This window comes from Lysobacter sp. Soil_N_51, assembly GCF_057655755.1.
Genome location: NZ_JBDGLR010000003.1, coordinates 193,669 through 218,905 on the forward strand (window position 1 = coordinate 193,669; position 25,237 = coordinate 218,905).

Annotated in this window: 24 protein-coding genes and 1 tRNA gene; 14 read left to right on the forward strand and 11 right to left on the reverse strand. The window is 66.5% G+C overall.

The window, feature by feature from the left end; all coding sequences use genetic code 11:
• The first annotated feature begins 250 nt into the window (after window positions 1–250).
• Complete coding sequence (locus AC3A4T_RS06310; protein ID WP_487674612.1) at window positions 251–1,642, forward strand: S8 family peptidase; 1,392 nt, start codon at window positions 251–253, stop codon at window positions 1,640–1,642.
• 769 nt (window positions 1,643–2,411) lie between these two features.
• Here the strand turns inward: AC3A4T_RS06310 and AC3A4T_RS06315 are convergent.
• Window positions 2,412–2,927, reverse strand: coding sequence for a hypothetical protein (locus AC3A4T_RS06315; RefSeq protein WP_487674613.1), 516 nt, complete (start codon window positions 2,925–2,927; stop codon window positions 2,412–2,414).
• 475 nt (window positions 2,928–3,402) lie between these two features.
• Window positions 3,403–3,867 (reverse strand): DUF6491 family protein, encoded by a 465-nt coding sequence (locus AC3A4T_RS06320; protein ID WP_487674614.1) that lies wholly within the window; start codon window positions 3,865–3,867, stop codon window positions 3,403–3,405.
• 168 nt (window positions 3,868–4,035) lie between these two features.
• Here AC3A4T_RS06320 and AC3A4T_RS06325 point away from each other — a divergent pair.
• Window positions 4,036–4,111, forward strand: a tRNA-Phe gene (locus AC3A4T_RS06325).
• A gap of 92 nt (window positions 4,112–4,203) precedes the next feature.
• Here AC3A4T_RS06325 and AC3A4T_RS06330 read toward each other — a convergent pair.
• The gene (locus AC3A4T_RS06330) at window positions 4,204–5,769 is read right to left on the reverse strand and encodes a DUF4365 domain-containing protein (protein ID WP_487674615.1); all 1,566 of its coding nucleotides are present in this window, start codon (window positions 5,767–5,769) and stop codon (window positions 4,204–4,206) included.
• A 704-nt stretch (window positions 5,770–6,473) separates the two neighbouring features.
• Here AC3A4T_RS06330 and AC3A4T_RS06335 point away from each other — a divergent pair.
• Window positions 6,474–6,983 carry a GNAT family N-acetyltransferase gene (locus AC3A4T_RS06335; RefSeq protein ID WP_487674616.1) on the forward strand — a complete coding sequence of 170 codons (510 nt, stop codon included), beginning with the start codon at window positions 6,474–6,476 and terminating at the stop codon, window positions 6,981–6,983.
• Window positions 6,984–7,200: 217 nt separating this feature from the next.
• On the opposite strand, the gene AC3A4T_RS06340 is transcribed toward AC3A4T_RS06335, so the two are convergent.
• The 4 genes from AC3A4T_RS06340 to ftsY form a co-directional block, all read right to left on the reverse strand.
• Entirely contained in the window at window positions 7,201–7,470 is a 270-nt protein-coding gene (locus tag AC3A4T_RS06340; RefSeq protein WP_056116682.1) for an oxidative damage protection protein, read from the reverse strand.
• Between the two features lie 67 nt (window positions 7,471–7,537).
• Window positions 7,538–8,623 (reverse strand): A/G-specific adenine glycosylase, encoded by a 1,086-nt coding sequence (mutY, locus tag AC3A4T_RS06345; protein WP_487674617.1) that lies wholly within the window; start codon window positions 8,621–8,623, stop codon window positions 7,538–7,540.
• 21 nt (window positions 8,624–8,644) lie between these two features.
• Complete coding sequence (locus AC3A4T_RS06350; protein WP_487674618.1) at window positions 8,645–9,949, reverse strand: AsmA family protein; 1,305 nt, start codon at window positions 9,947–9,949, stop codon at window positions 8,645–8,647.
• Window positions 9,950–9,955: 6 nt separating this feature from the next.
• Window positions 9,956–11,347 carry a signal recognition particle-docking protein FtsY gene (gene ftsY, locus AC3A4T_RS06355; protein WP_487674619.1) on the reverse strand — a complete coding sequence of 464 codons (1,392 nt, stop codon included), beginning with the start codon at window positions 11,345–11,347 and terminating at the stop codon, window positions 9,956–9,958.
• A gap of 65 nt (window positions 11,348–11,412) precedes the next feature.
• On the opposite strand from ftsY, the gene rsmD reads away from it, so the two are divergent.
• The 8 genes from rsmD to AC3A4T_RS06395 all read left to right on the forward strand — a co-directional run bounded on the left by rsmD (window position 11,413) and on the right by AC3A4T_RS06395 (window position 18,462).
• Window positions 11,413–12,087, forward strand: coding sequence for a 16S rRNA (guanine(966)-N(2))-methyltransferase RsmD (gene rsmD, locus AC3A4T_RS06360; RefSeq protein WP_487674620.1), 675 nt, complete (start codon window positions 11,413–11,415; stop codon window positions 12,085–12,087).
• A 135-nt stretch (window positions 12,088–12,222) separates the two neighbouring features.
• Window positions 12,223–12,729 carry a pantetheine-phosphate adenylyltransferase gene (gene coaD / locus AC3A4T_RS06365; RefSeq protein ID WP_487674621.1) on the forward strand — a complete coding sequence of 169 codons (507 nt, stop codon included), beginning with the start codon at window positions 12,223–12,225 and terminating at the stop codon, window positions 12,727–12,729.
• Window positions 12,730–12,770: 41 nt separating this feature from the next.
• Complete coding sequence (locus tag AC3A4T_RS06370) at window positions 12,771–13,262, forward strand: hypothetical protein (RefSeq protein ID WP_487674622.1); 492 nt, start codon at window positions 12,771–12,773, stop codon at window positions 13,260–13,262.
• A 598-nt stretch (window positions 13,263–13,860) separates the two neighbouring features.
• Window positions 13,861–14,109 (forward strand): YfhL family 4Fe-4S dicluster ferredoxin, encoded by a 249-nt coding sequence (locus AC3A4T_RS06375; protein WP_036101971.1) that lies wholly within the window; start codon window positions 13,861–13,863, stop codon window positions 14,107–14,109.
• Window positions 14,110–14,123: 14 nt separating this feature from the next.
• The gene (ggt, locus tag AC3A4T_RS06380; RefSeq protein ID WP_487674858.1) at window positions 14,124–15,869 is read left to right on the forward strand and encodes a gamma-glutamyltransferase; all 1,746 of its coding nucleotides are present in this window, start codon (window positions 14,124–14,126) and stop codon (window positions 15,867–15,869) included.
• A gap of 181 nt (window positions 15,870–16,050) precedes the next feature.
• A complete protein-coding gene (locus tag AC3A4T_RS06385; protein ID WP_487674623.1) occupies window positions 16,051–16,632 on the forward strand; it encodes a hypothetical protein in 582 nt (193 codons plus the stop codon).
• A gap of 157 nt (window positions 16,633–16,789) precedes the next feature.
• The gene (locus AC3A4T_RS06390; RefSeq protein WP_487674624.1) at window positions 16,790–17,680 is read left to right on the forward strand and encodes an MBL fold metallo-hydrolase; all 891 of its coding nucleotides are present in this window, start codon (window positions 16,790–16,792) and stop codon (window positions 17,678–17,680) included.
• Window positions 17,677–18,462: a TMEM43 family protein gene (locus AC3A4T_RS06395; RefSeq protein WP_487674625.1), complete on the forward strand. Its 786-nt coding sequence runs from the start codon at window positions 17,677–17,679 to the stop codon at window positions 18,460–18,462. Before AC3A4T_RS06390 ends, AC3A4T_RS06395 begins: the two co-directional genes overlap by 4 nt.
• 358 nt (window positions 18,463–18,820) lie before the next feature.
• Here AC3A4T_RS06395 and upp read toward each other — a convergent pair whose 3' ends face one another.
• The 4 genes from upp to AC3A4T_RS06415 all read right to left on the reverse strand — a co-directional run bounded on the left by upp (window position 18,821) and on the right by AC3A4T_RS06415 (window position 22,036).
• On the reverse strand, window positions 18,821–19,456 hold the full coding sequence (gene upp, locus AC3A4T_RS06400) for a uracil phosphoribosyltransferase (protein WP_056116669.1): 636 nt from the start codon (window positions 19,454–19,456) through the stop codon (window positions 18,821–18,823).
• A gap of 139 nt (window positions 19,457–19,595) precedes the next feature.
• Window positions 19,596–19,994 (reverse strand): hypothetical protein, encoded by a 399-nt coding sequence (locus AC3A4T_RS06405; RefSeq protein WP_487674626.1) that lies wholly within the window; start codon window positions 19,992–19,994, stop codon window positions 19,596–19,598.
• A gap of 75 nt (window positions 19,995–20,069) precedes the next feature.
• The gene (locus tag AC3A4T_RS06410; protein WP_487674627.1) at window positions 20,070–20,312 is read right to left on the reverse strand and encodes a hypothetical protein; all 243 of its coding nucleotides are present in this window, start codon (window positions 20,310–20,312) and stop codon (window positions 20,070–20,072) included.
• 224 nt (window positions 20,313–20,536) lie between these two features.
• On the reverse strand, window positions 20,537–22,036 hold the full coding sequence (locus tag AC3A4T_RS06415) for an aminotransferase class III-fold pyridoxal phosphate-dependent enzyme (RefSeq protein WP_487674628.1): 1,500 nt from the start codon (window positions 22,034–22,036) through the stop codon (window positions 20,537–20,539).
• A gap of 426 nt (window positions 22,037–22,462) precedes the next feature.
• On the opposite strand from AC3A4T_RS06415, the gene AC3A4T_RS06420 reads away from it, so the two are divergent.
• The 3 genes from AC3A4T_RS06420 (at window position 22,463) to AC3A4T_RS06430 (ending at window position 24,742) form a co-directional block, all read left to right on the forward strand.
• Window positions 22,463–22,660 (forward strand): hypothetical protein, encoded by a 198-nt coding sequence (locus AC3A4T_RS06420; protein WP_487674629.1) that lies wholly within the window; start codon window positions 22,463–22,465, stop codon window positions 22,658–22,660.
• Between the two features lie 298 nt (window positions 22,661–22,958).
• On the forward strand, window positions 22,959–24,143 hold the full coding sequence (locus tag AC3A4T_RS06425) for a sensor histidine kinase (RefSeq protein WP_487674630.1): 1,185 nt from the start codon (window positions 22,959–22,961) through the stop codon (window positions 24,141–24,143).
• The gene (locus tag AC3A4T_RS06430) at window positions 24,140–24,742 is read left to right on the forward strand and encodes a response regulator transcription factor (protein ID WP_036101987.1); all 603 of its coding nucleotides are present in this window, start codon (window positions 24,140–24,142) and stop codon (window positions 24,740–24,742) included. The genes AC3A4T_RS06425 and AC3A4T_RS06430 overlap by 4 nt, the downstream gene beginning before the upstream one ends.
• Window positions 24,743–25,237: the final 495 nt, after the last annotated feature.

The following is a 25,237-nucleotide window of genomic DNA, read 5'->3' on the forward strand; positions in this document are numbered from 1 at the left end:
GTACCGGTGCGAATCAGGTTTCCGCCCCGGCGTGACTGCCAAGCCCGGGCTCGGTACGAATCCGGGTTCCCCGTCGCAGCGATGTTGCGGTATCGGTCCGGGTTTGCACAGCCTACTGCGGGTTTCCCGGCCGGTCTGTAGGGGTTTTTCCCTATGCCGGCTGGGCGGTCTTCCGGATGTTGCCGCAACCGCCATGCGCGCCAAGGTGAGCCACCCCAGCCGTGGGGGTCAACAGGGAGTTTCGCCGAACATGCAACTCAGCCGCCGCACCCTCATCAAATTCTCCGCTCTGGCCGTCGGCATGATGGCCAGCGGCATGAGCCTGGCCGAAGCCCGCCTCGGCGCCGCGCTGGAAACCGCGCTGAGCACCGCCCAGGCCGCCAAGCCGCTGGAAGTGATCGTCTCCTACAACCAGAACGGCCCGCTGCGCGCGAGCCAGTTGCAGGCGCTCAAGCTGCTCGGCATCGACACCGGCGTGAGCATGCGCGCGCTGCCGATCGCCGGCGCCCTGGCCACTCCGGCGCAGATCCGCGCCCTGGCCCAGCGCGGCGACGTGCTGTCGATCCATCTCAACAAGCCGCTGACCTATTACAACCAGGAAGCGCGCGAGCTGTCGGGCGTCAACCGCGTGCAGGCCAACCCGGGCGACTTCGGCCGCACCACGCCGTTCACCGGCAAGGGCGTGACGGTGATGATCAACGACTCGGGCATCGACGCCACCCACGCCGATCTCAAGTACGGCCAGCGCGTGGTCCAGAACGTGCAGGCGTTGACCAATCTGCACTCGGTGGTCGACTTCCTGCCGGTGACGGTGCTGGAAAACCAGCTCAACACCGACATCAGTTCCGGTCACGGCACCCACTGCGCCGGCACCGTCGGCGGCAGCGGCGCGCAGTCCGCCGGGCTGTACCGCGGCGTCGCCACCGGCGCGGATCTGGTCGGTTACGGCTCGGGCGCGGTGATTTCGATCCTCGATGCGGTCGGCGGGTTCGACTATGCGATCTCACACAAGAACAGCTTCGCCTCGCCGATCAAGGTGATCTCCAATTCCTGGGGTTCCTCGGGCACCTTCGACCCGACCGATCCGGTCAGCCTGGCGACGTACGAGGCCTACAAGAACGGCATCGTCAGCGTGTTCGCCGCCGGCAACGACGGCCCCGGCGCCAATACCCACAATCCTTATGCGCAGGCGCCGTGGGTGATCTCGGTCGGCGCCGGCAACAAGGACGGCACCCTGGCCGACTTCTCCTCGCGCGGCAATCCCGGCGAGACCGCCAGCTTCACCATGCCCGACGGCCAGAGCTGGACCTACGTCAACGAACCGACCCTGGTCGCGACTGGCGTCGACATCGTCTCGACCCGCGCCTTGACCGGCGCGCTGCCGCTGCTGGCGATCCAGCAGGACGCCTCGCTCGGCGCGCGGCTGCCGTTCTACACCCACATGAGCGGCACCTCGATGGCGACCCCGCACGTGGCCGGCATCGTCGCGCTGCTGTTCGAGGCCAAGCCTTCACTCAAGCCGCTGGAGGTCAAGCAGATCCTCAGCCAGACCGCCAACCCGATGGCGGGCCGGCAGCGTTTCGAAGTCGGCAGCGGCCACGTCGACGCCTACGAGGCGGTCGGGGTCGCGAACGCTTACTGATCCACCGAGTTCGGACCGGCCGCTCTCGTCGTACCGGTCCGCACCCCGTCCGCGGCTTCGCGTGCCCGATGCCGCGGGCGTCTCTCTCCGAACGCGGCAACTGTTGTCATGAACGGGTATCCGGATGGGTGCGGATACCCGTTTTTTTTGCTTGCGAAGTGGTGCTGAGTCGCGCGCTGCCGCGTTGATTTCATCGCCCATGGCCGCGGTCGCTTGGCTATGCCGATCGGATCAGCGTGTGTGGGAGACGTGGTGTTGCGACGCAGGAACGCGACGCGGAGCGAGAAAACCCTGAGAAGGGCGCGCGAGGTCGCTAGTGAGCAACGGGAGCTGCATTGCGGCGATGGCGGCAAGTGCGAATGCCGGATCGCGATTGCGGGCGGCGGATTGCATCGGGCGCGCGCAGGTTTGTGAACGTGCACGCGCAGGTGGGTGCAACGCGTCGACAACGGTAAACGCGAATGTCGGTGTCGCCCGACGGGCCAATCGGTTATCAGGCAGATACGGACCCCGCCGGAGGCGTTCGCGTCGATGCGCACGCCGCGACGGCGAAGCCGTATGGCCTGGCGATGTGGCTGCGCGAAACCAACCGGAGTGGGGCGGGAATGCGTGATGATCCGCCGCCAAGTCGATAAGTCGATCCAGCCGACGTTTTAGCGCAGCGATCGGTCGGCGAACGCTTTCACCATGACCATGGCCGGGCCGGGCGTTCAACCCTGGCCGAAGTTGTACGGTACGTGCGGCCGGCAAGCTCCGCGCCTGGAATCGCTTAGCGCGTGGTTGCGCCAGCGCGAGGATCCCCTGCTCCGATGTTGAACCGCGCCGCCGCGGACGGCGATACCTCATCGCGACGCAAAGCGCCGTAGTTGCCGGGTATCGATGACGCGCGCTGCGACAGCGCCGCGATCAGCGCGTCATGCTCGTGCGGGTAAGCGGCTGCGCGCGAAGCGGTCGGAGTACGAGCGGCGTGGTCATCAGCGGTGGCGGCGCCCGCAGATGTAAAAGCCGCGTGCGACCCAGGAACGACGGCACCCGAAACGGACGCGGGCACGGCGGACACGCCCGAAGCAAAGACGGGCGAAGCAAGCACGGGCGAAACAGGCACGCGCGAATCAGGCACATGCGAATCGGGCAGTTGCGAATCAGAAAGGGGCAAAACAGAAGGATGTGAAGCAGAAGGAGCCGCTGCTCGGGCCAACAGCGCCAGCGCCGAGACAGCGGCCAGTACGAGGAGGTAGCGGGGCAGCGCGCGGACCGAATCCTGGACCCAGATCGCTGCCTTCATGCACGCGCCCCGCATCGTCCCAGCGAGACAAACCGACCGGCCATCCTGGCCGTCGGCGCAAGTTCCTTTTTGCCGTGCATACCGCTACTCCAACCTCTGCAAATCAGTAACCCCGGCTCCGCTGGCTCACCTGCTCAAGGGTGACGGCCTGTTCTCCATTGCTGAGCGGCATCCGTGTCATCGCATCGACCGTGCTGCCGGGGCCCGCATAGATTGAGCCGCGGCCCCGGCGAAAGCAGTAGGCCGACGGCGCGGCGGGGTGTAGGAATTTTCTGACCCGGTCATTGCGCGGTTTCGAACCAGTCAGGCCGATCGATACACCCGTTCGGTCGATGCACCCAGGCGCGACCGGCGACGCCGCGACCGAGTCGCGGCCTGTCGCGTGATCGCGGCGATCGGCATCGTTGCTGCAGGTCCGTTCGGCGCATCCCGGCAACGCAACGCCCGGTTCGCAGCGAACCGCGAAACCCGACCTTCAGGGCTTCGCGTCTTCCGGCATCGTCCCGGCCGCGCGCATGTCCTGCTGCGCCTGCTTGATCGCCTTGACGTCGAGCGGAAGGATCCGGCTGATGAAGCACGGCATCTTGATCGACTGCCGGCCGAGCACCAGGACCTTGTCGAAGCGTTGATGCACGCGTCCCATCTGATTGCTGACCGTGATCGCCTGGGCGAAGTCCAGGTCCGGGCAGCCGCCGTTGAGTTCGAGCAGGTAGGCCTGGTTGGGCTTGGTCCACAGCGCGAGCGCGCTGTCGCCGAGCGGCGTCCAGCCGTTGATGCTGCCGAAATACTGGAAGCTGTCGACCGGCGCGCCGGCATGCGCGCGGTACAACGCCAGCCGCTGGTTGTCGTCCATCTTGGGGCCGGTCGCGCAACCGGCCAGCGCGAGCATGGCGAGCACGGTCGAAAGCAGCGCGGAAGTCAGCGGAATAAGCCGTTTCATGATCGATCTCCGGGCGGCGCGGCCGCCGTTGCGGGCGTTCCCGGGAATGATGCGCTCGCCCGCGAAAGGCGGCGTCGGTGCGGCCGGGCATCGTTCAGCGCGCATGAGGCTTGCCATCCCCGCCTGCCGTCCGTATCATGCCGCCTCTCTCACGGGTTGCCGTGAAATGGCCGGGTAGCTCAGTTGGTAGAGCAGGGGATTGAAAATCCCCGTGTCGGGGGTTCGATTCCCTCCCCGGCCACCATTTCGAAACAAGGGCTTGGCAGCGATGCCAGGCCCTTTGTTTTTGCCGGCTAGGTGGCTGGAAGCGGTCTATGGTGCGCGCTACTGATTTTCCTAGCCTATCCGGCGGAGGAAAACATCGTTGGGTCCATCGGGGGTGTAGGTGATCCACGCTTTTTCGCCCAAGGGGCTATGCACGCGAAGTCGAGATGAGTCGATTACGGGTTCTAACACATAGTCAGGGAGTTCAATGGCCACTGGTAGGGCTGCGAACTCTTGCCCGCCTGCTGTTAAGACGATGCTGCTGGTTAACCAAAAACCATGAGAATCTTTATCGGGCTTCATCGATGCAAATGATGCGGATGGCTCGATCTCCATGGACACATTGCCGGCCGAAAGTCGGGCGCCGCGAAGCAGGTGGTATGCGAATGAGATGTCCTTGGTTTCGTCTTCTGTGAGTACGCAGTCGGGTGGAATAATGAAATTCAGGTCAAGGCATCGTGCAATTAAATGCAAACGGCTCAGCATTCGTACGTGATACAGCCACCCTCCGATTGTTTCGATAGATAACTCGGATGGCTGCAGCTTAGTTCTACTTCCATCGAAGATTATTTCCGGAAGCATCGCTCTCTCTTCGGCAATTTGCTCTGCCCATGTGCCCGCAACAGCTAGTTCTGTTAGATCTTGGATCGGAATGCTGGTGAGCATGCTTTGTCGCAGGTCAAATGTTGTGTTTCCGCGTCCATGTTCATCAATGCGCGCGTCGATCTGGAATAAGCCGTTAAGCGAGCCGCTGGATATTGCAAAGCCCTTCTGGCCAACAAACAACTCTGCCTCGATTTCAAGGCACTGGGCCATTGGTGAAAATCTGCGGCCCGGGTGGATGCGAACGATGCCCTTGCGTGGTTTATTTCCAATTGTGAGCGCGCCCGAGTGCTTGTTGCTCATGCCCAGCGTTTCAAATAATGGTGAGCCACTCAACTGAAACTGGCTGACTTCGACTTTTCGGGGAAGTCCGTATTCGAGAGCCTCCTTTAGTTTGGAGATATTATCCGCACGTTTGTCAGGCTGAAAGCTAAACCTCGTTTCAGCGCTTTCAGATCTTGCGAAGACCTCATGCTGTTCTCTCCCATTACTCACACCAACCTTCACTAGGAACCGGGGGTCAATGTTGCTTAGAAATGTGGATCGTTCTTCAGCCATCTGGGCTAGTGCGCCCGCACACTCATTTGCTGGAGCCAGAATTTTGTCGAGATAGCGTCCGAATGCATCTCGATCAGAGAGGTTTCGGGAAGCATCCATTGGAATGCGAGCGATGCCGGAGCCTGTGAGTCGAGAGCGGTTGCTTTTTGCCCATTCTTGGATATGCAGCCAATAAAAACAGCCGTCAGGGGCCGCGCGCACAAGAAAAACTGGATGTGGATTGCGAACATATTCCACGAGTCTATGCTTATCGACTGGTGCGACTAGGCTGGCTCCTCGCCGCTTTTGAATGGTTCCTTTAACCTGTACGAGAAATCTGCTGCCGTGATAACGCACTCGGTCGGGTTCCACAAACAGGTCATAGCCGGCATCGATCCTGTCTCGACCGACTGACCATCCCCACTTCATGAAGCGAATTCCAACCTCATCTTCGGCGATGGTGCCGGTCTGTTCGTTTTGCGTGAAGTTTGACGCCATGGCTCTTATCCAGTGTTCGTGGTTGTTAGGCGAAGATGTAATCTCGAATGTAATTTGGCCCAGCAGGCGGCGGCAATCTGTTCGTCCAACGCTCACAGAGCTCGTCCAAGCCGCTTTAAGATCGGGCTTGACAGCCCCGGACACGGACATTACGTTCGCACTCCCCATTACCGCTGATCGGCGGGCCCAGAGGGATACCATGTCCGAGAGTGTAGCCACCCGCTAATCCTTCGCTGCGCGAAGGTGGGTAACGCGTCGAGTCTTACGCCGTTCGCGCCATGCGAATGGGCGTCGTCGCGTTCGTTTCGGCTACAACCGACATGCGATATGAAAATTTCCCAGCGACAGCCGCGCACATTGCGCGCGCGAGCCATGGGTGGAGCGTCGCTCCATCGAACCAACCAAAGCCGGCGACTAATGGCCGCCGATTCAATCCAACAACCTGTCGTCACCGCCCCTGATCGCGTCTTCGACGACACCGCGGTGCATTCGTCCGCGGCACGCGGACATTGCCGTGGGCGGTGTTGGCCCGACGCTCAAGGGCGGAGCATCGACATCCCGATGGCCGGCCGCCACCGGCATCCACACACATCACGGCCTGAGCCGATGCGTTCTCGTCCTCACGACGAGGTGAAGTCATGCTGAGCCTGTTGATGTTTGCCCGAACACCTTGTCTCTCAAGACCATGCGCCATGGAGGAGCTTATGCAGATCGCGATCGAACAACCGCAGCATCACGCCGAGGTCTTCGAAGTTACCCGCGCGGCCTTCGCCGGCGACGACGAGGCGCACTTGGTCGAGCGCCTGCGCACGGACGGCCTGGTGCGGCTGTCGCTGGTCGCGGTCGAGGACGAGGAGGTCGTCGGCCACGTGCTGTTCACCGATCTGGCGGTGACCGTCGACGCACGCGCGCTGCGGGCGCTGTGTCTGGCGCCGGTATCGGTACGGCCGGATTACCAGAACTCCGGCGTGGGGTCGATGTTGATCCGCGAAGGCCTGCGGCAGTCGGCGCAGGCCGGTTTCGAAGCGGTGGTCGTGCTCGGGCATCCGGCCTATTACCCGCGTTTCGGTTTCAGCCCGAAGCTCGCGGAAAAACTGGTCGCGCCGTTCTCGGGCGATGCGTTCATGGCGATCGAACTGGTCGACGGCGCGCTGCAAGGCCAGGCGGGGACGGTCGTGTATCCCGAGGCGTTCGGGATCGTGGACGGTCATTGAGCCGATGCGAAAACACAAAGCCCGGCGCTACGCCGGGCTTTGTTCTGCATGCATGTTCGATACAAGCAAGCCGACGGCTCAGGGCTGCGGATTGGTCCCGCAGTTGACCGTGCGGATGGTGAAGTAGCGGGTGTGCGTGCCCCAGTCGAACGGTTCGCCGCGGGCCTGGGTCGCAGATTTCCGATCGCGAAGCGTGACCGCGGTCGGAGCGAGGTGATCAGGCTTCGGGCACGTAGCCGGCCGGCTTGTCGGCGCCGCCGCCGAACAGGAATTTTTCCATTTCTTCCTGCAGAAAGGCGCGGTGCTTGGGGTCCAGCGGCGACAGGCGATTTTCGTTGATCAACATGGTCTGATGCGCCAGCCATTTGGCCCAGGCGGGTTTGCCGATCTCGGCGAATACGCGCTTGCCCAGTTCGCCGGGCCAGGGCACGAAATCCAGGCCCTCGGTCTCGCGTTGTTCGTACTGGCAGAAAACGCTGCGGCTCATGGGATGGTCCTGGTTGGAGAAAGGGAGCCGCTCGCGCGGCGAGGGCGGCAAGGTTTGCGGGCGCCGTTCAATGCGCCGCTTCGATCAGTTTGCGGATCGGCGCGGGGATGCCGAGCGCGGCGAGTTCGGCGCGGGTGTACCAGCGCAGGTCGTCATTGTCGCCGACCGCGTCGCGCAAGGCGACCCGGCGCCAGCGTCGCGGCTGCAATTCCAATTTGTAGTGACTGAACGCGTGCGCGATCGGCGGCAAGGTTTCGCCGGCGTCGAACTCGCTGCCGGCGGCGTGGGCGGCGAACCACTGCGCGGCCTGCGCTTCGTCGTCGGCCTGCGGCAAGGTCCACAACGAGGCCCAGATGCCGACCGGCGGACGCCGCTGCAGCAGCACGCGATCGTCCGCGTCGAGCAGCCACAGCACCTGCGCATACCGTTGCGGCGCGACCTTGCCGGGCTTGGGCGTCGGCAATTCGGCGACGCGGCCCTCGATGCGCGCGATGCACTCGTGTTGCAGCGGGCACAGGATGCAGGCGGGATCGGCGCGCGTGCACAAGGTCGCGCCCAGGTCCATCTGCGCCTGGGTGTAATCGACCATGCGCGCGTGCGGCAGATGCGATTCGGCCAGCGCCCACAATTGCCGTTCGATCGCCGGCAGGCCCGGATAACCGGCGATGCCGTGGTAGCGGCTGAGCACGCGCTTGACGTTGCCGTCGAGGATCGCGTGGCGATCGCCCCAGGCCTGCGAGGCGATCGCCGCGGCGGTGCTGCGGCCGATGCCGGGCAGTGCGGTCAGCGCATCGAGATCGCGCGGCAGATCGCCGCCGTGGTGTTCGACGCACAGTTTGGCCGCGGCGTGCAGATTGCGCGCGCGAGCGTAGTAACCCAGTCCCGACCACAGCCCGAGCACGGTATCCATCGGCGCGGCGGCGAGCGCGGGCAGGGTCGGCAATGCGGCGACGAAGCGTTCGAAGTAGGGCGCGGCGGTCTTGACCTGGGTCTGCTGCAGCATGATTTCCGACAGCCACACCCGATACGGCGAACGCGGGTGTTGCCAGGGCAGATCATGGCGGCCGCTGACCTCGAACCACGCCAGCAGTTTGCCGGCGAAGGCGTCGGTGTCGTCGGTGTTGCTTTTGGCGCTATGGCTGGGGGATTTCATCGAATCGGGTGTGGTGAACGGCTAAGGCGTCGGGCTCGACGCCGGTGGCGGGTCGTCTTGTTCGATCTCGATCTCGACGCCTTCCAGGCTGGCGCCGGAGACTTCGATCTTCGGCGTGCTCAGGGTTCCGCTCAGCGGCGGCAGCAGCGCGCCCTGCGCGCCCGCGTCGACCCATTGCAGCATCTGCGGCAGACGGAAGCGGCCGTCGAAACGGGTCTGGTCGCGGCTCAGTCGCAGCGCGGTATCGCCGGAGAAATCGGCCGCGCCGCGGTAATCGAGCACGAACGGCAGCGGCGAGTGTGATTGGCCCAGCGGTGGCGGCAGCGCCGGCCACGCGTCGGGCCAATCGGCCAAACGGCCATCCAATTGCAGTTGCATCGTCTCGCCGAACGCGAAGCGACCGGCCGCATCGAAGTTGGGCATCACCCCGGCGCCGCGCACGGCCGCGCCCAGTGGCGCCAGACTGACTTGGCCGTCGCGGTAACGCAGCGGAGCGAACAGTCCGAATGCAAACGGCAGATCGGTATCGCCTGCGAGGTAGCGCGCCTGCGCGGCCAGACGCATGCGATCCAGGCCGAGGCCGTCGTCGCCGGCATGCAGTAACGCGCCCAGGCGAATGCGCATCGGCAGGTTCCAGTCCTTGGCGTCGACCGCGACCTGGCCGGCGAGGCCGAGTCCGCGCGCGGCGGCGGGACGTTGCAAGGTCGCGGCGAGATCGAACGGCACCTGCACGCCGCTGCTTTGCACGCGGCCTTGCAGGCGTCCGCGCACCGGGTGGTCGGGATGCAGCTCGGCGACGGCGATCGCGATGTCGTCGATCGACCAGCCCGCGCCGCCGACCCGGCCGCGCGTCACGCGCAAGCCATCGCTCAACGAAGGCAGCCGCAGCGGCTCGCTCGACGGCGGACGCGTCGCCAGCCAGCGTTGCAGTGCGGCGATATCCAGCTGCGGCGCGTCGAGCTCGACGCGTTCCACATCCAGCGCCGCCCCGGCGGCGCGGATCGTGCTCCACGGCAGCGACAGGTATACGCGCTCGGCGCGCAGCAGCGGCGTGGCCGCGCCGGGTTCGCGCGCGACCAGATCGCGCACTTCCAGCATCGGAGTGCCACGCAGGCGGTATTCGCTGGCGCCGCTGGCGGTGATCTCCAGGCCGAGCGCCTTGCCGGCCTGGCCGAGCACGATCCAGCTGACCTGGCTGGGTCGCGACACCCAGCGCAGCGCGATCAGCGCGAGCAACAGCAGCGCCGCGACGATCAGCAGTTTCCTGCGCCAGCGTCGCGGCCGCGGCGGGCGAGGCGCGGGCGGCGCCGTCGTGTCCGCGGGCATCGCGCCTCAGCCGCCGAGCGCTTCGGGCAACAGTGCGTCGACGAAGGCTTCGGCGTCGAACACGCGCAGGTCTTCCGGACGTTCGCCGATGCCGGCGAAGCGGATCGGAATGCCGAACTCGCGCGCCAGCGCGAACACCACCCCGCCCTTGGCGGTGCCGTCGAGCTTGGTCACCACCAAGCCGGTTACGCCTACGGCCGCGTGGAACTGGCGCAGTTGCGACAAGGCGTTCTGGCCGGTGGTGCCGTCGATCACCATCAACACTTCGTGCGGCGCGGTCGGGTCGACCTTGCCGAGCACGCGACGGATCTTGCCCAGTTCGGCCATCAGGCCGGTCTGGGTGTGCAGACGACCGGCGGTGTCGGCGATCAGCACCTGGGTGCCGCGCGCCTTGGCCGCCTGCAGCGCGTCGAACGCGACCGATGCGGCGTCGGCGTTCTGGCCCTGAGCGATCACCGGCACGCCGTTACGTTCGCCCCAGGCCTGCAACTGCGCGACCGCGGCGGCGCGGAAGGTGTCGCCGGCGGCGAGCATCAGCGGACGGCCTTCGTCGCGAAAGCGCTTGGCCAACTTGCCGATGGTGGTGGTCTTGCCGACGCCGTTGACGCCGACGGTCAACAGCACGAAGGGTTTGGCGTTGACGTCGATCACCAGCGGCTTGGCCACCGGCTGCAGCATCGCGATCAGGTCGGCGCGCAACGCCGCGAGCAGCGCGTTGGCGTCGGCGAACTCGCGCGACTTCATGCGCTTGCGCAGGTTCTCGATCAGCGCGGTGGTCGCGCCGACGCCGACGTCGGCGGTGATCAGCGCGGTCTCGATTTCGTCGAGCAGGTCGTCGTCCAGGCGCGGGTTGCGCGAGAACAGGCCGCCGAAGCTACGCGCGAACGCGCTGCCGCGCAGACGTTCACGCCAGCCGAGCTTGCCGGCGGGCGCGGCGGGTTTGTCGATGTAGTCGGTCGGCTCGACCGGTTCGGTTTCGGCCGAGATGGTCTGGACCGGAGGTGGTGGGATTGGCTGCGTCGCGGGCGCGGGCGCAACAGCGGCCGGCGTCGGCGCGGTGGGAGCTTGCACCGCGGGCGCTTGCGCAGCAGCAGGTGCCGAAGCAGCAGGCACCACCTGCCCAGGCTCGGCCGGCCGCGTCGCCGGTTCGGCCGGTTCGGTCGTCGCCAGCGGCGGTTCGATCTCGTGCAGCGCGGCCACGACTTCGGGCGGCACCGGCGGTTCGGTGGTGCGCGCTGGGTCTGCCGGCTGATGTGGAGCGGCGGGCGGTGGGGGCGCGCCGGCTTCGAGTGGCTGCGCGCTCGGGAACGCGGCGGCCAATTCTTCGGTGCTATAGCCGCGCTCGGCCGATTTTTCGGCGGCGGTTTCGTTTTTCTTGCGGCGGAAAAAGCTGAGCATGAGACGGGAGATGGGGCCATGCGCGAGAATCACCACATGCTAGCACCGGCCCCCAGAGTCCCCCGATGAACACTTTTCGACGCGGCCCGCGCGGTGGCGCCGACGCCGGCCCGCCACGATCGCCGTGCGGCCCCGCCAAGCCGGGCGCCAGCGGCGGCCACAACGCGCAGGCCGGCAAGGTGCGGATCATCGGCGGGCATTGGCGCGGCACCCGACTGAACGTGGGCGAGGCCCCCGGGCTGCGCCCGACCTCCGACCGGGTGCGCGAAACCCTGTTCAACTGGTTGATCCCGGCCTTGCCCGGCGCGCGCGTGCTCGACCTGTTCGCCGGCAGCGGCGCGCTGGGCATGGAGGCGCTGTCGCGCGGCGCGGCTTCGGCGGTGCTGGTCGAACGCGACCCGGCCCTGGCCGCGGAACTGCGCGCGCTGGCCGGACGCCTGCAGGGCGGCGAGGCGGCCCAGGTGGTCCAGGCCGACGCGCTGGCGTGGCTGGCGCAACAGCCGGCGGCCGGCGAGGGCAGTGCGGCGGGCTTCGATCTGGCCTTCGTCGATCCGCCGTTCGCGGCCGGGCTGTGGGACGCGGTCTGGCCGCTGCTGTTGCCGAGGCTGGCGCCCGCGGCCTGGCTGTACGTCGAAGCCCCCGGCGAGGCCGCGATCGAACTGCCCGCGCAGTGGGACCGCCATCGCGAAGGCGCCACCCGCGAGGTGCGTTACGCGCTGTATCGCCGCCGGCCGGCCTGAGCGGCCTTGTCGCGACCCCGGCGCGGCGGCCGCGGCGGGTGCTGACCAGCGCGCGCGGACGACTGCTACACTGCGCCGCATCCGGCGGGGGCGGCCCACCCGCTCCCTGTCATTCCATCAGCGAACGACCATCGAATGAGCTCGGCCCGCAACCGAATCGCCGTCTATCCCGGCACGTTCGACCCCATCACCAACGGCCACATCGACCTGGTCGACCGCGCCGCTCCCTTGTTCGAACGGCTGATCATCGGCGTCGCCGAAAGCCCGAGCAAAGGTCCGGCGTTGCCGTTGGAAGTGCGGGTGGACCTCGCCCGGCAGGCGGTCGCCCATCATCCGCATGTCGAAGTGCGCGGCTTCAATTCGCTGCTGGCCCATTTCGTCGCCGAAGTCGGCGGCGGGGTGCTGCTGCGCGGATTGCGCGCGGTGTCCGACTTCGAATACGAATTCCAGCTCGCGAGCATGAACCGCCATCTGATCCCCGAGGTCGAGACCTTGTTCCTGACCCCGGCCGAGCAGTACGGCTTCATTTCCTCCTCGCTGGTGCGCGAGATCGCGCGCCTGGGCGGCGACGTCTCGGGCTTCGTGCCGCCGGCCGTGGCCGCGGCGCTGCAGGCCGAATGGCGGCGCAGCAAGCAACACTGATCATCCACACGACACACGACCAATCCTTTAAGGGGCTTACGATGAAAACTTCCTCCCGCTTGCTGCTGATCGCCTGCCTGACGCTGCCGTTCGTGGCCGCCTGCCAGAAAGAGGAGAAGAAGGAGGTCGTCGAAGCCGCGCCGCTGTCGGCGCCCAAGACCAGCGACGAAAACGCCTGGAACGCGTATCTGACCGACGTGGTCAAGCGCAATCTCGACAACGTCACCGGCAGCACCTACGTGTACGTCCTGCCGGCGCCGGAAGCGCCGACCTTCGCCGGCGAATACGAGCGCATGGTCGAGAAGGCGCAGACCGACCTGTCGCGCGGCATTCTCGAAGGCAACCTGGTCGCGTTCGGCTCGCCGAATTCGGCCAAGAGCGCCGACCTGGCCGTGGCCGCGCTGTCGAAGGCCGAGCCGAGCACGATGAAGGGCGTCAAGTTCATCTTCATCGGCGACGCCGCCGACAGCGAACGCGTCAAGACCGCCGCCACGCCGGCCGGCGTGAACTACGTGTTCGTGCAGGTCAAGTAATCGTCTCAAGCAAGCGGGGGCCGATCGGGCAGGCGGCGCGGTGCGTTCACCGTGTCGCCGGCAGGTCGGCACATGCCGGTCGCGTCAGCGGCCGGTATGGCACCGCGGCCTTGCAGCGCTGGCAATATCGAATCGAGCCGCTTATGCGGCTCGATTTTTTTTGCGCGGAGATTCGCTTTGCTTTTGCTTCGCAGGGGGAGCAGAGCAAAAGCGAATCCCCCAGCCACCTTTTCCAACGGGGGGAACAGCAGTAGCGGATCGGTTCGAGATGGTGTGCTCAAGCCCGAACGCGGCTCAAGCACACCCGGCCAAGCGCGTGACCCAGCCCACTTTGCAAAAGGGGGCGGCGCCCGGCGCAACCGCGAGGTCGAAAAACTCTGCGGCGCGGGGGATTCGCTTTGGCTCTGCTCCACTCGCAGAGCAAGGAAAGACAATCCCCACACCACCGATCCCACCTGAACAACACCGTCAGGCCAGCGACCCCCGCCCACGCGACGCAGCATCCCGGCCCATGGCTATGCCCCAGGCCCCGCGCGGCCTAAACTGCGCGCATGCGCTGCCATAGCGAATTCCGCTGCCCCCACGGCGCTGCCTGCCCATGTCGCTGAAGATCAACGAACTGTGCGTCAACTGCGACGTCTGCGAACCGGCCTGTCCCAATCAGGCCATCGCCCAGGGCGAGACGATCTATGTGATCGATCCGGCGCGCTGCACCGAATGCGTCGGTCACTACGACGAACCGCAATGCGTGGTCGTGTGTCCGGTCGAGTGCATCGACAAGGACCCCGCCCACCCCGAATCCGAGCCGCAGCTGCTGGAAAAACTGCGGCGTCTACAACTGGAGTGAACCCGATGCGCAAGATGCCGTGGCCGCGAGCCGGTGCGTTGTCCCCGTGGCTGCTGGCCTCGTTGCTGCTGATCGCCGCGCCCGCCTACAGCGAAGCGCCGGCGCAGAAAACCGCCGCGCGCGCGCAGGCCGGCACGAGCGCCGCGCATCCGCCCGGCGCCGCGATCGCCAGCGCGCATTCGCTGTCGACCCAGGCCGGCCTGGAAATCATCGGCAAGGGCGGCAACGCCTTCGACGCCGCGATCGCGGTGTCCTCGACCTTGTCGGTGGTCGAACCGATCAGTTCGGGCATCGGCGGCGGCGGTTTCTTCCTGCTGCACGATGCGAAGAGCGGTCGCGATGTGTTCGTCGACGCGCGCGAAACCGCGCCGGCCGCGTCCACCCCGGCCGCGTACCTCGACGACAAGGGCGAACTCAACCGCGATCGCGCCACCAACGGCCCGTGGTCGGCCGGTATCCCGGGGCTTCCGGCCGCGCTGGTGCACCTGGCGCAGAAGTACGGCAAGTTGCCGCTCAAGACGTCGCTGGCGCCGGCGATCCGGATCGCGCGCGAAGGCTTCCCGATCTACGCGCGCCTGGAAAAAGGCTACGGCAGCCGCCGCGAGGTGATGGAGCGCTACCGCGGCACCCGCGAAGTGTTCCTCGCCGCCGGTCATGCGCCCAAGACCGGCGAGATCCTCAAGCAACCCGATCTGGCGCGCACGCTGGAACTGCTCGCGGCCAAGGGCTTCGACGGTTTCTATCGCGGCGACGTCGCCGACAAGCTGCTCGCCGCGGTCAAGGAAGAGGGCGGCCAATGGCAGGCCAGCGAACTGGCCGGCTACAAGATCCGCGAACGCGAACCGCTGCGGCTGAAATACCGCGGCTGGGACATCGTCACCGCGCCGCCGCCGTCCTCGGGCGGCGTGGCGATGGCCGAAATCCTGCAGATGATCGAAGGCTGGGACCTGAGCAAGCTCGATCCCGCGCATCGCACCCACATCCTCGCCGAGGCGATGCGCCGCGCGTACCGCGACCGCACCCTCTATCTGGGCGATCCGGACTTCGTGAAGATGCCGCTCAAGCGCCTGACCAGCCCGGATTACGCGGCCGGCCTGCGCGCGACGATCCATCCGGAAAAGGCGACCCCGAGCGATCTGCTGTCGGGCCAGCCGGCGCCGCTGGAAGACGACGAAACCACCCATTTCTCGATCATCGATCGCGACGGCAACCGGGTCTCGGCGACCCAGACGGTCAACCTGCTGTACGGCTCGGGCATGATCGCGCCGGGCACCGGCGTGCTGCTCAACAACGAGATGGACGATTTCGCCCTGCGCCCGGGCACGCCCAACGCCTTCGGCGTGATGGGCTTCGGCGCCAATGCGCCGGAACCCGGCAAGCGCATGCTCAGCTCGATGACCCCGAGCTTCCTGGAGTCGCAGGACAAGGTGATCGCGGTCGGCGCCCCCGGCGGCAGCCGCATCATCACCCAGGTGCTGCTGGCGATCCTGGCCTACGACGCCGGCCTGCAACCGCAGGCGGTCGCCGCGCTGCCGCGCATCCATCACCAGTGGATGCCGGACGTGATCTCGGCCGAACAGGGCGCGCTCGACGCCGATACGGTCAAGAAGCTGCAGGCCATGGGCCACAAGGTCAACGCCGGCGAATCGAGCTGGGGTAACCTGCAGACGGTGATGTGGGACAAACGCGCCAACACCTTGTCGGGCGGCACCGATCCGCGCAATCCGGTGGGATTGGCTGAGGTGGTGTTGAAGCCCTGACGGGCTGGGGATTCGGGATTAGAGATTCGGGATTCGAAAGCGGTTTGCGACGGCTGCGGCTATTGCGAATCCCGAATCCCGAATCACCAATGCCGGCAACCAATAGCGCACCCGCCACGCCGTGCAGTAGATTGCGCCGCATGGACAGCACGCACGGCGTTTCAGCACAGGGGAACCGGCAATGAGTGACGACGACAAGCGTTGGTACACCCGCGTGCCCGCGATCTCGATCGCGCTGGTCGCGTTTCTCGTCGCCCTGACCACGCTGATCAACAACGTGCGCGAGATCGGCGGGCTCAAGGACAAGACCCCGTCCGCGCCGGCCGCCGCCACGCCGGCCGCGCCGCTGGTCAAGCCCGAGGCGCCCAAGGCGCCGTCGCGCTATTCGGTGCTGCTGACCCTGGAAAAGATCGAAGTAGTCAACGACGGCACCAGCGGCAGCACCTCGTGGTCGTTCGACGTCAGCGCCGGCGGCCAGGATCTGTTCGAACTGCCGGCGCGCGATTACCTCGATAGCGAGGAAAGCCGCAACGTCACCCCGCGCACCAGCGACCCGTCGATGGGCCGGGTGGTCCTGGTCCCGGGCCAGGAAATGCTGATCAAGATCAGCGGCCGTTCCTCCGGACTGATCAGCAAGGCCTCGGCCAGCGGCACCGCGACCCTGGTCGCCGAGCGCGCGCTCGCGCCGGTGCGGGTGGTCGCGGCCGATCCGCGCGATGGCGAGTTTGTGTTTCATTTCGCCACGGTGGCTACGGCGCAGTGAGGCCGGGATTGGGGATTGGAGATTCGGGATTCGATAAAGCCGCGATGTCGCTTTCGTCGCTCGTTTATCGGTTTAGCCCCGCTTTTGCCAATCCCGAATCCCAAATCCCGAATCCCGGCTAAAATCAAACCTCCCCCGCCACCCCGGTACCACCGCCATGAAACTCTGGTCGATCCTGGGCAATTCGCAGAAGCTCGACGGCGGCGCGATGTTCGGCAACGCGCCGCGCGCGATGTGGGCCAAATGGTCGCCGCCCGACGAACACAACCGCATCGCGCTGGCCTGCCGCGCGCTGCTCGCCAGCCCGCTGGCCGGCAAGACGGTGTTGTTCGAGGCCGGCATCGGCGCGTTCTTCGAACCCAAGCTGCGCGAACGCTACGGCGTGGTCGAAGATCGCCATGTGCTGATCGAGTCGCTGGCCAAGGCCGGTTTCGCGCCGCAGGACATCGACGTGGTGGTGCTGTCGCATCTGCATTTCGACCATGCCGGCGGTTTGCTCGCGCCGTGGTCGGAAGGGCAGGCGCCGCGGCTGTTGTTCCCGAATGCGTCCTATCTGGTCGGCCGCGAACACTACGAGCGCGCACGCCATCCGCATGCGCGCGACCGCGCCAGTTTCATCGCCGAACTGCCGCAGTTGCTGGAAGCCACCGGCCGGCTGGAACTGGTCGAAGGCGCGCATTCGAAACTGCTCGGCGACAGCGTGCGCTTCCACTACAGCGACGGCCACACGCCCGGCCTGATGCTGGCCGAGATCGTCGGTCCCGAGCGCGAAGACGGCCAGCCGCATGGCGGCGTGGTGTTCTGCGCCGACCTGATTCCCGGCCGGCCGTGGGTGCATGTGCCGATCACCATGGGCTACGACCGCAACGCCGAGCTGTTGATCGACGAGAAGAAAGCCTTCCTCAGCGACAAGCTCGAACGCAACGTGCATCTGTTCTTCACCCACGATCCCGATTGCGCGCTGGCCCAGGTGGTGCGCGACGACAAGGGCAAGTTCGGCACCACCCACGAAGTCGCCGAATTGCAGGCGCGGGCGCTGGCTGCATGAACTTGCGCCGCGCGACGCGGCGTTGGCGCGGTCTCGCGCTCGCCGCGGTGCTGCTGATCTGCGCCGTCCCGCTGTCGGCGCAGGAAACCGCGGACGGCGAACCGCTGGGCGACCCGCAGGCCGGCAAGGCCTTGTCGGATCGCGATTTCGGCGTGAGCACGCGCCAGTTCGGGCTCGATCGCCGGGTCGAGATGTACCAGTGGCGGCGCGAATTCGGCATCGCGACCCAAGGCGAAGGTTACGAGCGGGTCTGGAACGCTGCGCCGATCGATTCGGCCGGTTTCACTTCGGGCTACGTCAATCCGCCCAAGATGCCGCTGGAAAACAAACGCTGGTGGTCGGAGTCGGCGACGCTCGACGGCAAGCCGCTCGGCAGCGAGGTATTGCGCGCGGTCGGCGAGTGGCGGGTGTTCCGGCCGAATTTCAGCCGTCTGCCGGCGAATCTGGCGGCGACGTTTCAGCCCGAAGGCGATGGCCTGGGCAGTTCGGAGAATCCGCTCGATCCGCAGATCGGCGACTTGCGCGTGACCTGGCGCGAACTGCGCCTGCCGTCGCTCGAGGGCAAGCTGGAGCTGCGCGACGGCGTGTGGCATCTGCGGCCGGAGGCGATCGCCGCGGCCTTGAATCCAGCGGCGGCACGCGAGCGCGCGATCGTGGTGGGGGCGGAGCCGGAGGACAAGCGCTGGTCGCCGGGCTGGTTCGCGCTGGCGGTCGTGTTCGCGCTCGGCTTGCTGTATCGGTTGCGCAGGCGGCGGCGGGCGAAGGCGGCGGCGAAGTCGTAGGCGCGCGTTCTTGCTTCGGGGCGGGGGCGCTTCTGATCGCGTCGCGTTGCGATGCATGGCCGTGGCATTTCATCGCGATTAATCGCCGTAGCGCGGCATCGGCAGAGATTCGAACCGACGCGCCTGGCTTTTATCGCCCGTCATTCCCGCGAACGCGGGAATCCAGCGACTTTGATCTTGCTACTCGTCCGAAGACGTACCGGCAGTTCGACCGCGCCCGCACGAAAGTCGATGGATTCCCGCGTTCGCGGGAATGACGGGCGGGTGGGATCGACACCTTCCTGTGAAGCGCGGGCCGATTCGTCTACACGTAAATCGCGGGATCGCTGAATCGCTAAACCGCCCAAGTCGCGAACCATCAAGCGTAATGCTTGGTCCCGAAAATCTTGTCGCCCGCATCGCCCAGTCCCGGCAGGATGTAGCCGACCTCGTTGAGGCGTTCGTCGACCGAGGCGGTGAACACTTCCACGTCCGGATGCCGGGCTTCCAGCGCCTTGAGGCCTTCCGGCGCGGCGACCAGGAACAAGCCCTTGATGCGCTTGCAGCCGGCGTTCTTGAGCAGGTCGACGGTGGCGATCAGGCTGCCGCCGGTGGCGAGCATCGGGTCGAGGATCAGCGCGGTGCGCTCGTCCATGCGGCCGGTGAGTTTTTCGTAGTAGCCGACTGGCTGAAGCGTCTGTTCGTCGCGCTGCAAACCGACCACGCCGACCTTCGCCGCCGGAATCAGTTCCAGCACGCCCGGCAGCATGCCCAGGCCGGCGCGCAGGATCGGCACCAGGGTGACTTTCGCGCCCTTGATCCGGCGCGTGACGACCGGCCCGGCCCAGCCTTCGACCACTGCCTCTTCGGTTTCCAGGTCGGCGGTGGCCTCGTAGGTCAGCAGGGTCGCCACTTCCGAGGCCAGTTCGCGGAACGACTTGGTGCTGTTGTCGGCGCGGCGCATCAGGCCGAGTTTGTGCTGCACCAAGGGGTGGCGGACTTCTACGATTTTCATGAGGGGCCTGGGGATGCGGGCGGCGGTTGCCGCAAGGATTGATGGTTACGGGTCGACGCGCAAGCGCGGCTTGGGCGTCGACCGAATCGGAAGCCGCGGCTTGTCATCCGATCCAGGTGCGCAGGCGCGCGGCGCGGTTTCACGGCGCTATGGGTTCCACCCGCACGCTTGGCGGCATGGCGTCGTCGAAGGTCCAGCGATAACGGTAAGGCGGATCTTCGGAAATCGCGACGATGCCGCGCGCTTCGAACGTCGCCGAAACGAAGATTTCGGCGCAATCGCAATACAGCAGCCAGCGCGGCGTTTGCATGCCGGCATCGAATAAGGCGAGAAAGCCTTCTGCTTCGAAGGCCCCGCCGCCACCGATGGCGATGCGGCCGTACGCGGCCCGAGCCTCGAACCCGGGATACAGCGTCGCCATGCCGGCATCGTCGCAAGGCGGCGGAAGCGAATCCTGATCGGCCAATTGCAGGCTGTCGCAGAGACTTCCGTGCAGGGCGAACCAACGCCCGTCCTCGAGCCGCACGCCGTTCGCCACCGGCAGCTCGAACGACGCGGTGGCGACGATACGGGGAAACACCGTGGCGGTGTCGTGCTCGATTACCGCCCCGGCTCAGGCGGTACGAACGTACTTGATCTCGATTCCGTCGCCGCCGCCGATCGCCGCGCGCAGCACGGTGATCAGCGAACCGGCATTGAGATGATCGATCTCGATCATGTCGACCACCGCGTGATCGATCCAGTAGTCCTGATCCTTGCTGTCTTCTTCCTCCAGCGCGGCGACCAGGATCTGCAGTTCCTCTTCGCTGATCTCGCCGATATCGGCGCCGGTTTCCTTGTTCGACAAACGGATCATTCCTGGGCCTCTTGAAGCAGAAGTGAGTGGAGAAAAGTGAGAAATGAGTATAAGCGACAAGCCGGCCCACTCACTCCTCACTCCTCTTAACTCACTCCTAGGTCTCAGGCCGCCGCTGCCGCGTAGACCTTGAGAGCAGAAGTGAGTGGAGAAAAGTGAGAAATGAGTATGCGCGACGGACCGCTCCCACTCACTCCTCACTCCTCTTAACTCACTCCTAGGCCTCAGGCCGCAACCGCCTGCTGCGCCCGCGGCCCCTCGCGCAGGGCGCGGCCGACCATCGACACCAGCAGTTCAAGTTCGTCGCTGGCGATGGTGAAGTTCGGGGTGAAGCGCAGCGAGTTCACGCCGCCGTGGATCACGCCGATGCCGCGCTCGCGCAGCCATTCCTCGGTGGAATCGGCGCCGAAGCACTTGAACTGCGGGGCGAGTTCGCACGAGAACAGCAGGCCGGTGCCCTGGACCTTGGTGATCAGGCCGCCGAGTTCGCTCTTGAGCTTCTCCAGCTTCTCGATCGCCTCGATGCCGCGCGCGCGGATGTTGGCGCGCAGCTGCGGGGTGACCTGCTGCAGCACGGCGACGGCGACGTCGAGCGCGCGCGGGTTGCTGGTCATGGTGTTGCCGTACAGGCCCTTGCGGTACAGCGAGGCGGCGCGTTCGCCGACCGCGAGCACCGACAGCGGGTACTGGCCGGCGTTGAGCGCCTTGGAGTAGGTCTCCATGTCCGGCGCGTCCAGGCCTTCGAAGCCGGGGTAGTCGATGATCGACAGCACGCCGTGCGCGCGCAGGCCGGCCTGGATCGAATCGACCAGTAGCATCGAGCCGTGGTTGCGGGTGAGTTCGCGCGCGGCGGCGTAAAAACCCACTGGCACGCCGCGGCCCGGGTCGCCTTCGCCCATCACCGGTTCCAGGAACATCGCCTCGACGAACCAGCCGTTGCTGTCGGCGTCGGCGAAGGCTTTCTTCAGCGCGTCGATGTCGTAAGGCTCGATGGTGATCACCGAGTCCTCGTGGCGGAAGCTGGCCAGGTGCTGCACGTAGGCCTTGCGCGAGGAATCCGAATACAGCGCCGGGCGCTCAGTGCGGCCGTGGAAGCTGCCCTTGACCACGATGCGCTTGATCGCGCGGCCGGCGTATTTGGCGCCCGGGTCGGTCATCAGCTTGCTGTTGACGTCGGCGATGCGCGCGGCCAGCGAGACCGATTCGGAACCCGAGTTCAAACAGAAGAAGCGCTCGTACGGACAGCCGCCGCGTTCCGCGCCGATGGCCGCGCGCAGGGCGCGTTCGAAGCGCAGCTGCGACAGCGACGGGGTCATGATGTTGGCCATCACCTGCGGCTTGGCCATCGCCGCGATCACCGCCGACGGGGTGTGGCCGAAGCCGAGCATGCCGTAGCCGCCGGAGTCGTGCAGCACCGCGCCCTTGAGGGTGACCACCCAGGGGCCGCGCGCGGACAGGGCGATGTACGGGTTGACGGCGTCGTCGGGGTAGAAATTGACGTAGCCGTCCTGGACCGCGTGGATCTGCGCGTCTTCGTCCAGGTCGAGCAGGTCGGCGTGCAGATCGCGGATCAGCGCGTATTCGGCGGCGGCGGCGGCGATGGCTTCGGCCAGGTCGGGATGATTGACCGCGAAACGCACGACGGTGTCGTCGTCCAGGCCGAGGGTGCGGCGCTTGCCGGCATGGGCGCGCAGCGGCGCGAGTTGGTTGAGCAGGTTGGTCATCTCGATCTCCAAAAGGTGTCCGGCGTCCGGCCGGGTTGACTGCGTGGGAGACCGTCCGCCCTCATGGCTGGACGCTCGCAGTTGCAGCAGCCCCCGGCTGCCAAGCGCCATCTCTCACGAACCGAAGCGGCCTGGGAACGGTCGCTTCGCTAACTCCTTGAAATGCCGGGACGTCGCGCAAGAATTTTGCGTGGCGCTATCGCCTTTCGACGATTTTTCGTTTCATTTCAATGATTTATGGGAGTCTATCACGTCCCCCGAGCGCCGATAACCCCCTGGCCATGGGCAGTTCACGGGCCGCGCCGAGCCGTTGTTTCCGCCGCTGGTGACGCTTGTCACCGGCGATGGATGCTTTCGCCCACTGCCGCGGCCGCGGCGTGGCGCCGACAGTGAAGTCACCTTCCGGCAACCCGTGTGGAGCCGCTCATGACCGCGATCCATCCGTTCCACCGCGTCGTCGCCGCCACCGTGCGCGCCGCTGGCGCAGCGGCCGTCGTGGCGCCCGTGCCCGCCGCGATGGCGCCATGGCTGCGTTACCGCTGCGGCAGCGCGAGCGCCGCGCCGATTGCGAATCGCAACGGCGTCGAGCGCCGGAGCACCACTGGCCCGGTGCGAATCTCTTGAGGTCGCCGCCGCGCGCCCGTCATGCCGCGGATGCGGACGATTTCGTCGGCCTTCGCTCGCGCATCGATGCGATCGCGGAGCGTTTGTCATGTCGCGCGGAGCATCGGGGGTATGCCGGCGACATACGCATTCGAGATCGAAGCCGTCGAACTCCGTTAAAGTCCGCATCGACCGTGACCCGCAGCCGGCCTGAATCGTTCAGATCGACCCGTTTGCATCGTTGCGCTCCGATCACTCGCCGTCGAGCTGCACGCACCCGCCCGGCGCGGGTGCCGATCGCACCGTAGGACCTTCGAACATGCGTCTGCACACCCCGCCGATCGACACCCAAGACAACCTGCTGGGTTGGCACCTGGCGTCGTTGCTGTATCTGAGTTTCGTGTTCATCCCGCTGTTTTTCTGGCAGCCGCCGTGGTGGATCATCGCCATGGCGATCGCCTCGGTGGTCGCGTTCCTGCCGATGTACTGGGCGTTCTATCGCGGCGGTTCCAAGCTGCGTCTGTGGCTGGTGCTGGCGGTCGCGGGCATCGGTTACGGGGTGTTGCCGTACGGGATCGGCGGCGGCACTTATCTGATTTTCGCCGCCGGCATGATCGCCAGCTTCCTGCCGCGCTGGCCTGGGCTGGCGCTGGCGGTGACGCTGTTCGCGATCTTCAGCGTCGAGGCGCTGGTGATCCTGCCGCCGGAGTTCTCGCCGGTGTCGAGCGTGCTGATCCAGATCCTGGTCGGCGCGATCGTCTACGCCGGCGTGCTGGCCGCGCGTTCGCGCGAATTGCGCAACGCCGAGCTGCGCCTCACCCAAGAGGAAGTGCGGCGCCTGGCCAGCCTGGCCGAGCGCGAACGCATCGGCCGCGATCTGCACGATCTGCTCGGCCACACCTTGTCGGTGGTGGTGCTCAAGTCGCAGCTCGCCGCGCGCCTGCTCGAACACGACAAGAAAGCCGCGCAGGATCAGATCTGCGAAGTCGAGCGGGTCGCGCGCGAAGCGCTGACCCAGGTGCGCGAGGCGGTTGCCGGCATCCGCGCCAACGGCCTGCAGGCCGAACTCGCGGCGGCGCGATTGGCTTTGCTCGGCGGCGAAATCAGCCTGGATCACAAGCTCGCGCCGGTGGATATTCCGCTTAACGTCGAGGCCGCGCTGGCGCTGGCCTTGCGCGAGTCCGTCACCAACGTGCTGCGGCATGCGCGCGCGCGCCGGGTCGATGTCGAACTGACCCAGGACGCGCGCGGCGGCATCGTGCTGCGCATCGCCGACGACGGCCGCGGCGGCGTGAGCGGCGAGGGCCACGGCCTGACCGGCATGCGCGAACGCCTGCACTCGGTCGGCGGCGTGGTCGAAATCGAAAGTCCGAACGGCGCCGGCACGCGCCTGAGTCTGCTGGTGTCGCGCGAGGCGCTCGCCGCCGCGCGCCGGCTGCCGGCGCCCGCCGCCACTCCCGGGACCGCGCGCGAGCCGGTCCTGCTCGAACGAGGTACCGCATGATCCGTTTGTTGCTCGCCGAAGATCAGGCCCTGGTACGCGGCGCGCTCGCCGCGCTGCTGAACCTGGAACCCGACATCGAAGTCGTCGCCGAAGCCGGCGACGGCGCCACCGCCTGGGAAGCGGTCAAACGCGTCCAGCCCGACATGGTGGTGACCGATATCGAGATGCCCGGCATGACCGGCATCGACCTGGCGATGCGGGTGCGCGACTCGGGCATGCCGACCCGGGTGGTGATCGTCACCACGTTTGGCCGCGCCGGTTATCTGCGCCGGGCGATGGACGCCGGCGTGCGCGGTTACCTGCTCAAGGACGCGCCGGCCGGGCAACTGGCCGAAGCGCTGCGCCAAGTGCATCGCGGCGGCCGCGCGATCGACCCGCAGCTGGCGGTCGCCGCATGGAGCGACGAAGACCCGCTGACCGAACGCGAGCGCCAGGTGCTGCGGCTGGCCGGCGAAGGCCTGTCCACCGCCGAGATCGGCGAACGCCTGCACCTGAGCCAGGGCACGGTGCGCAATTATTTGTCCGAGGCGATCGGCAAGCTCGACAGCAGCAACCGGATCGAGGCGTATCGGCGAGCCAGGCAGAACGGCTGGCTGTAAACCCACCGCCCCGGTTCGTCCCTGATCGCGGCCTCGATACCTACCTGTAGGAGCGGCGTAAGCCGCGACCACGAACTCCCGCCCACGCCGCAACCTGCAAGAACGCGGTCGCGGCTCACGCCGCTCCTACAGGGGGCCGCCAAGACGTCGCCTGGGTCGGTCGCACCGTAGTGGCCGCTATAAATCCATTGCATCCCCTCATCGCGGCCTCGATGCCCATCTGTAGGAGCGGCGTAAGCCGCGACCACGAACTCACGCCCACGCCGCAACCTGCAATAACGCGGTCGCGGCTCACGCCGCTCCTACAGGGGGCCGCCGAGACGCCGCCTGGGTCGGTCGCACCGTAGTGGCCGCTATAAATCCATTGCATCCCCTCATCGCGGCCTCGATGCCCGTCTGTAGGAGCGGCGTAAGCCGCGACCACGAACCCACATCTACGCCGCGATCTGCAAGAACGCGGTCGCGGCTCACGCCGCTCCTACAGGGGGCTATCGG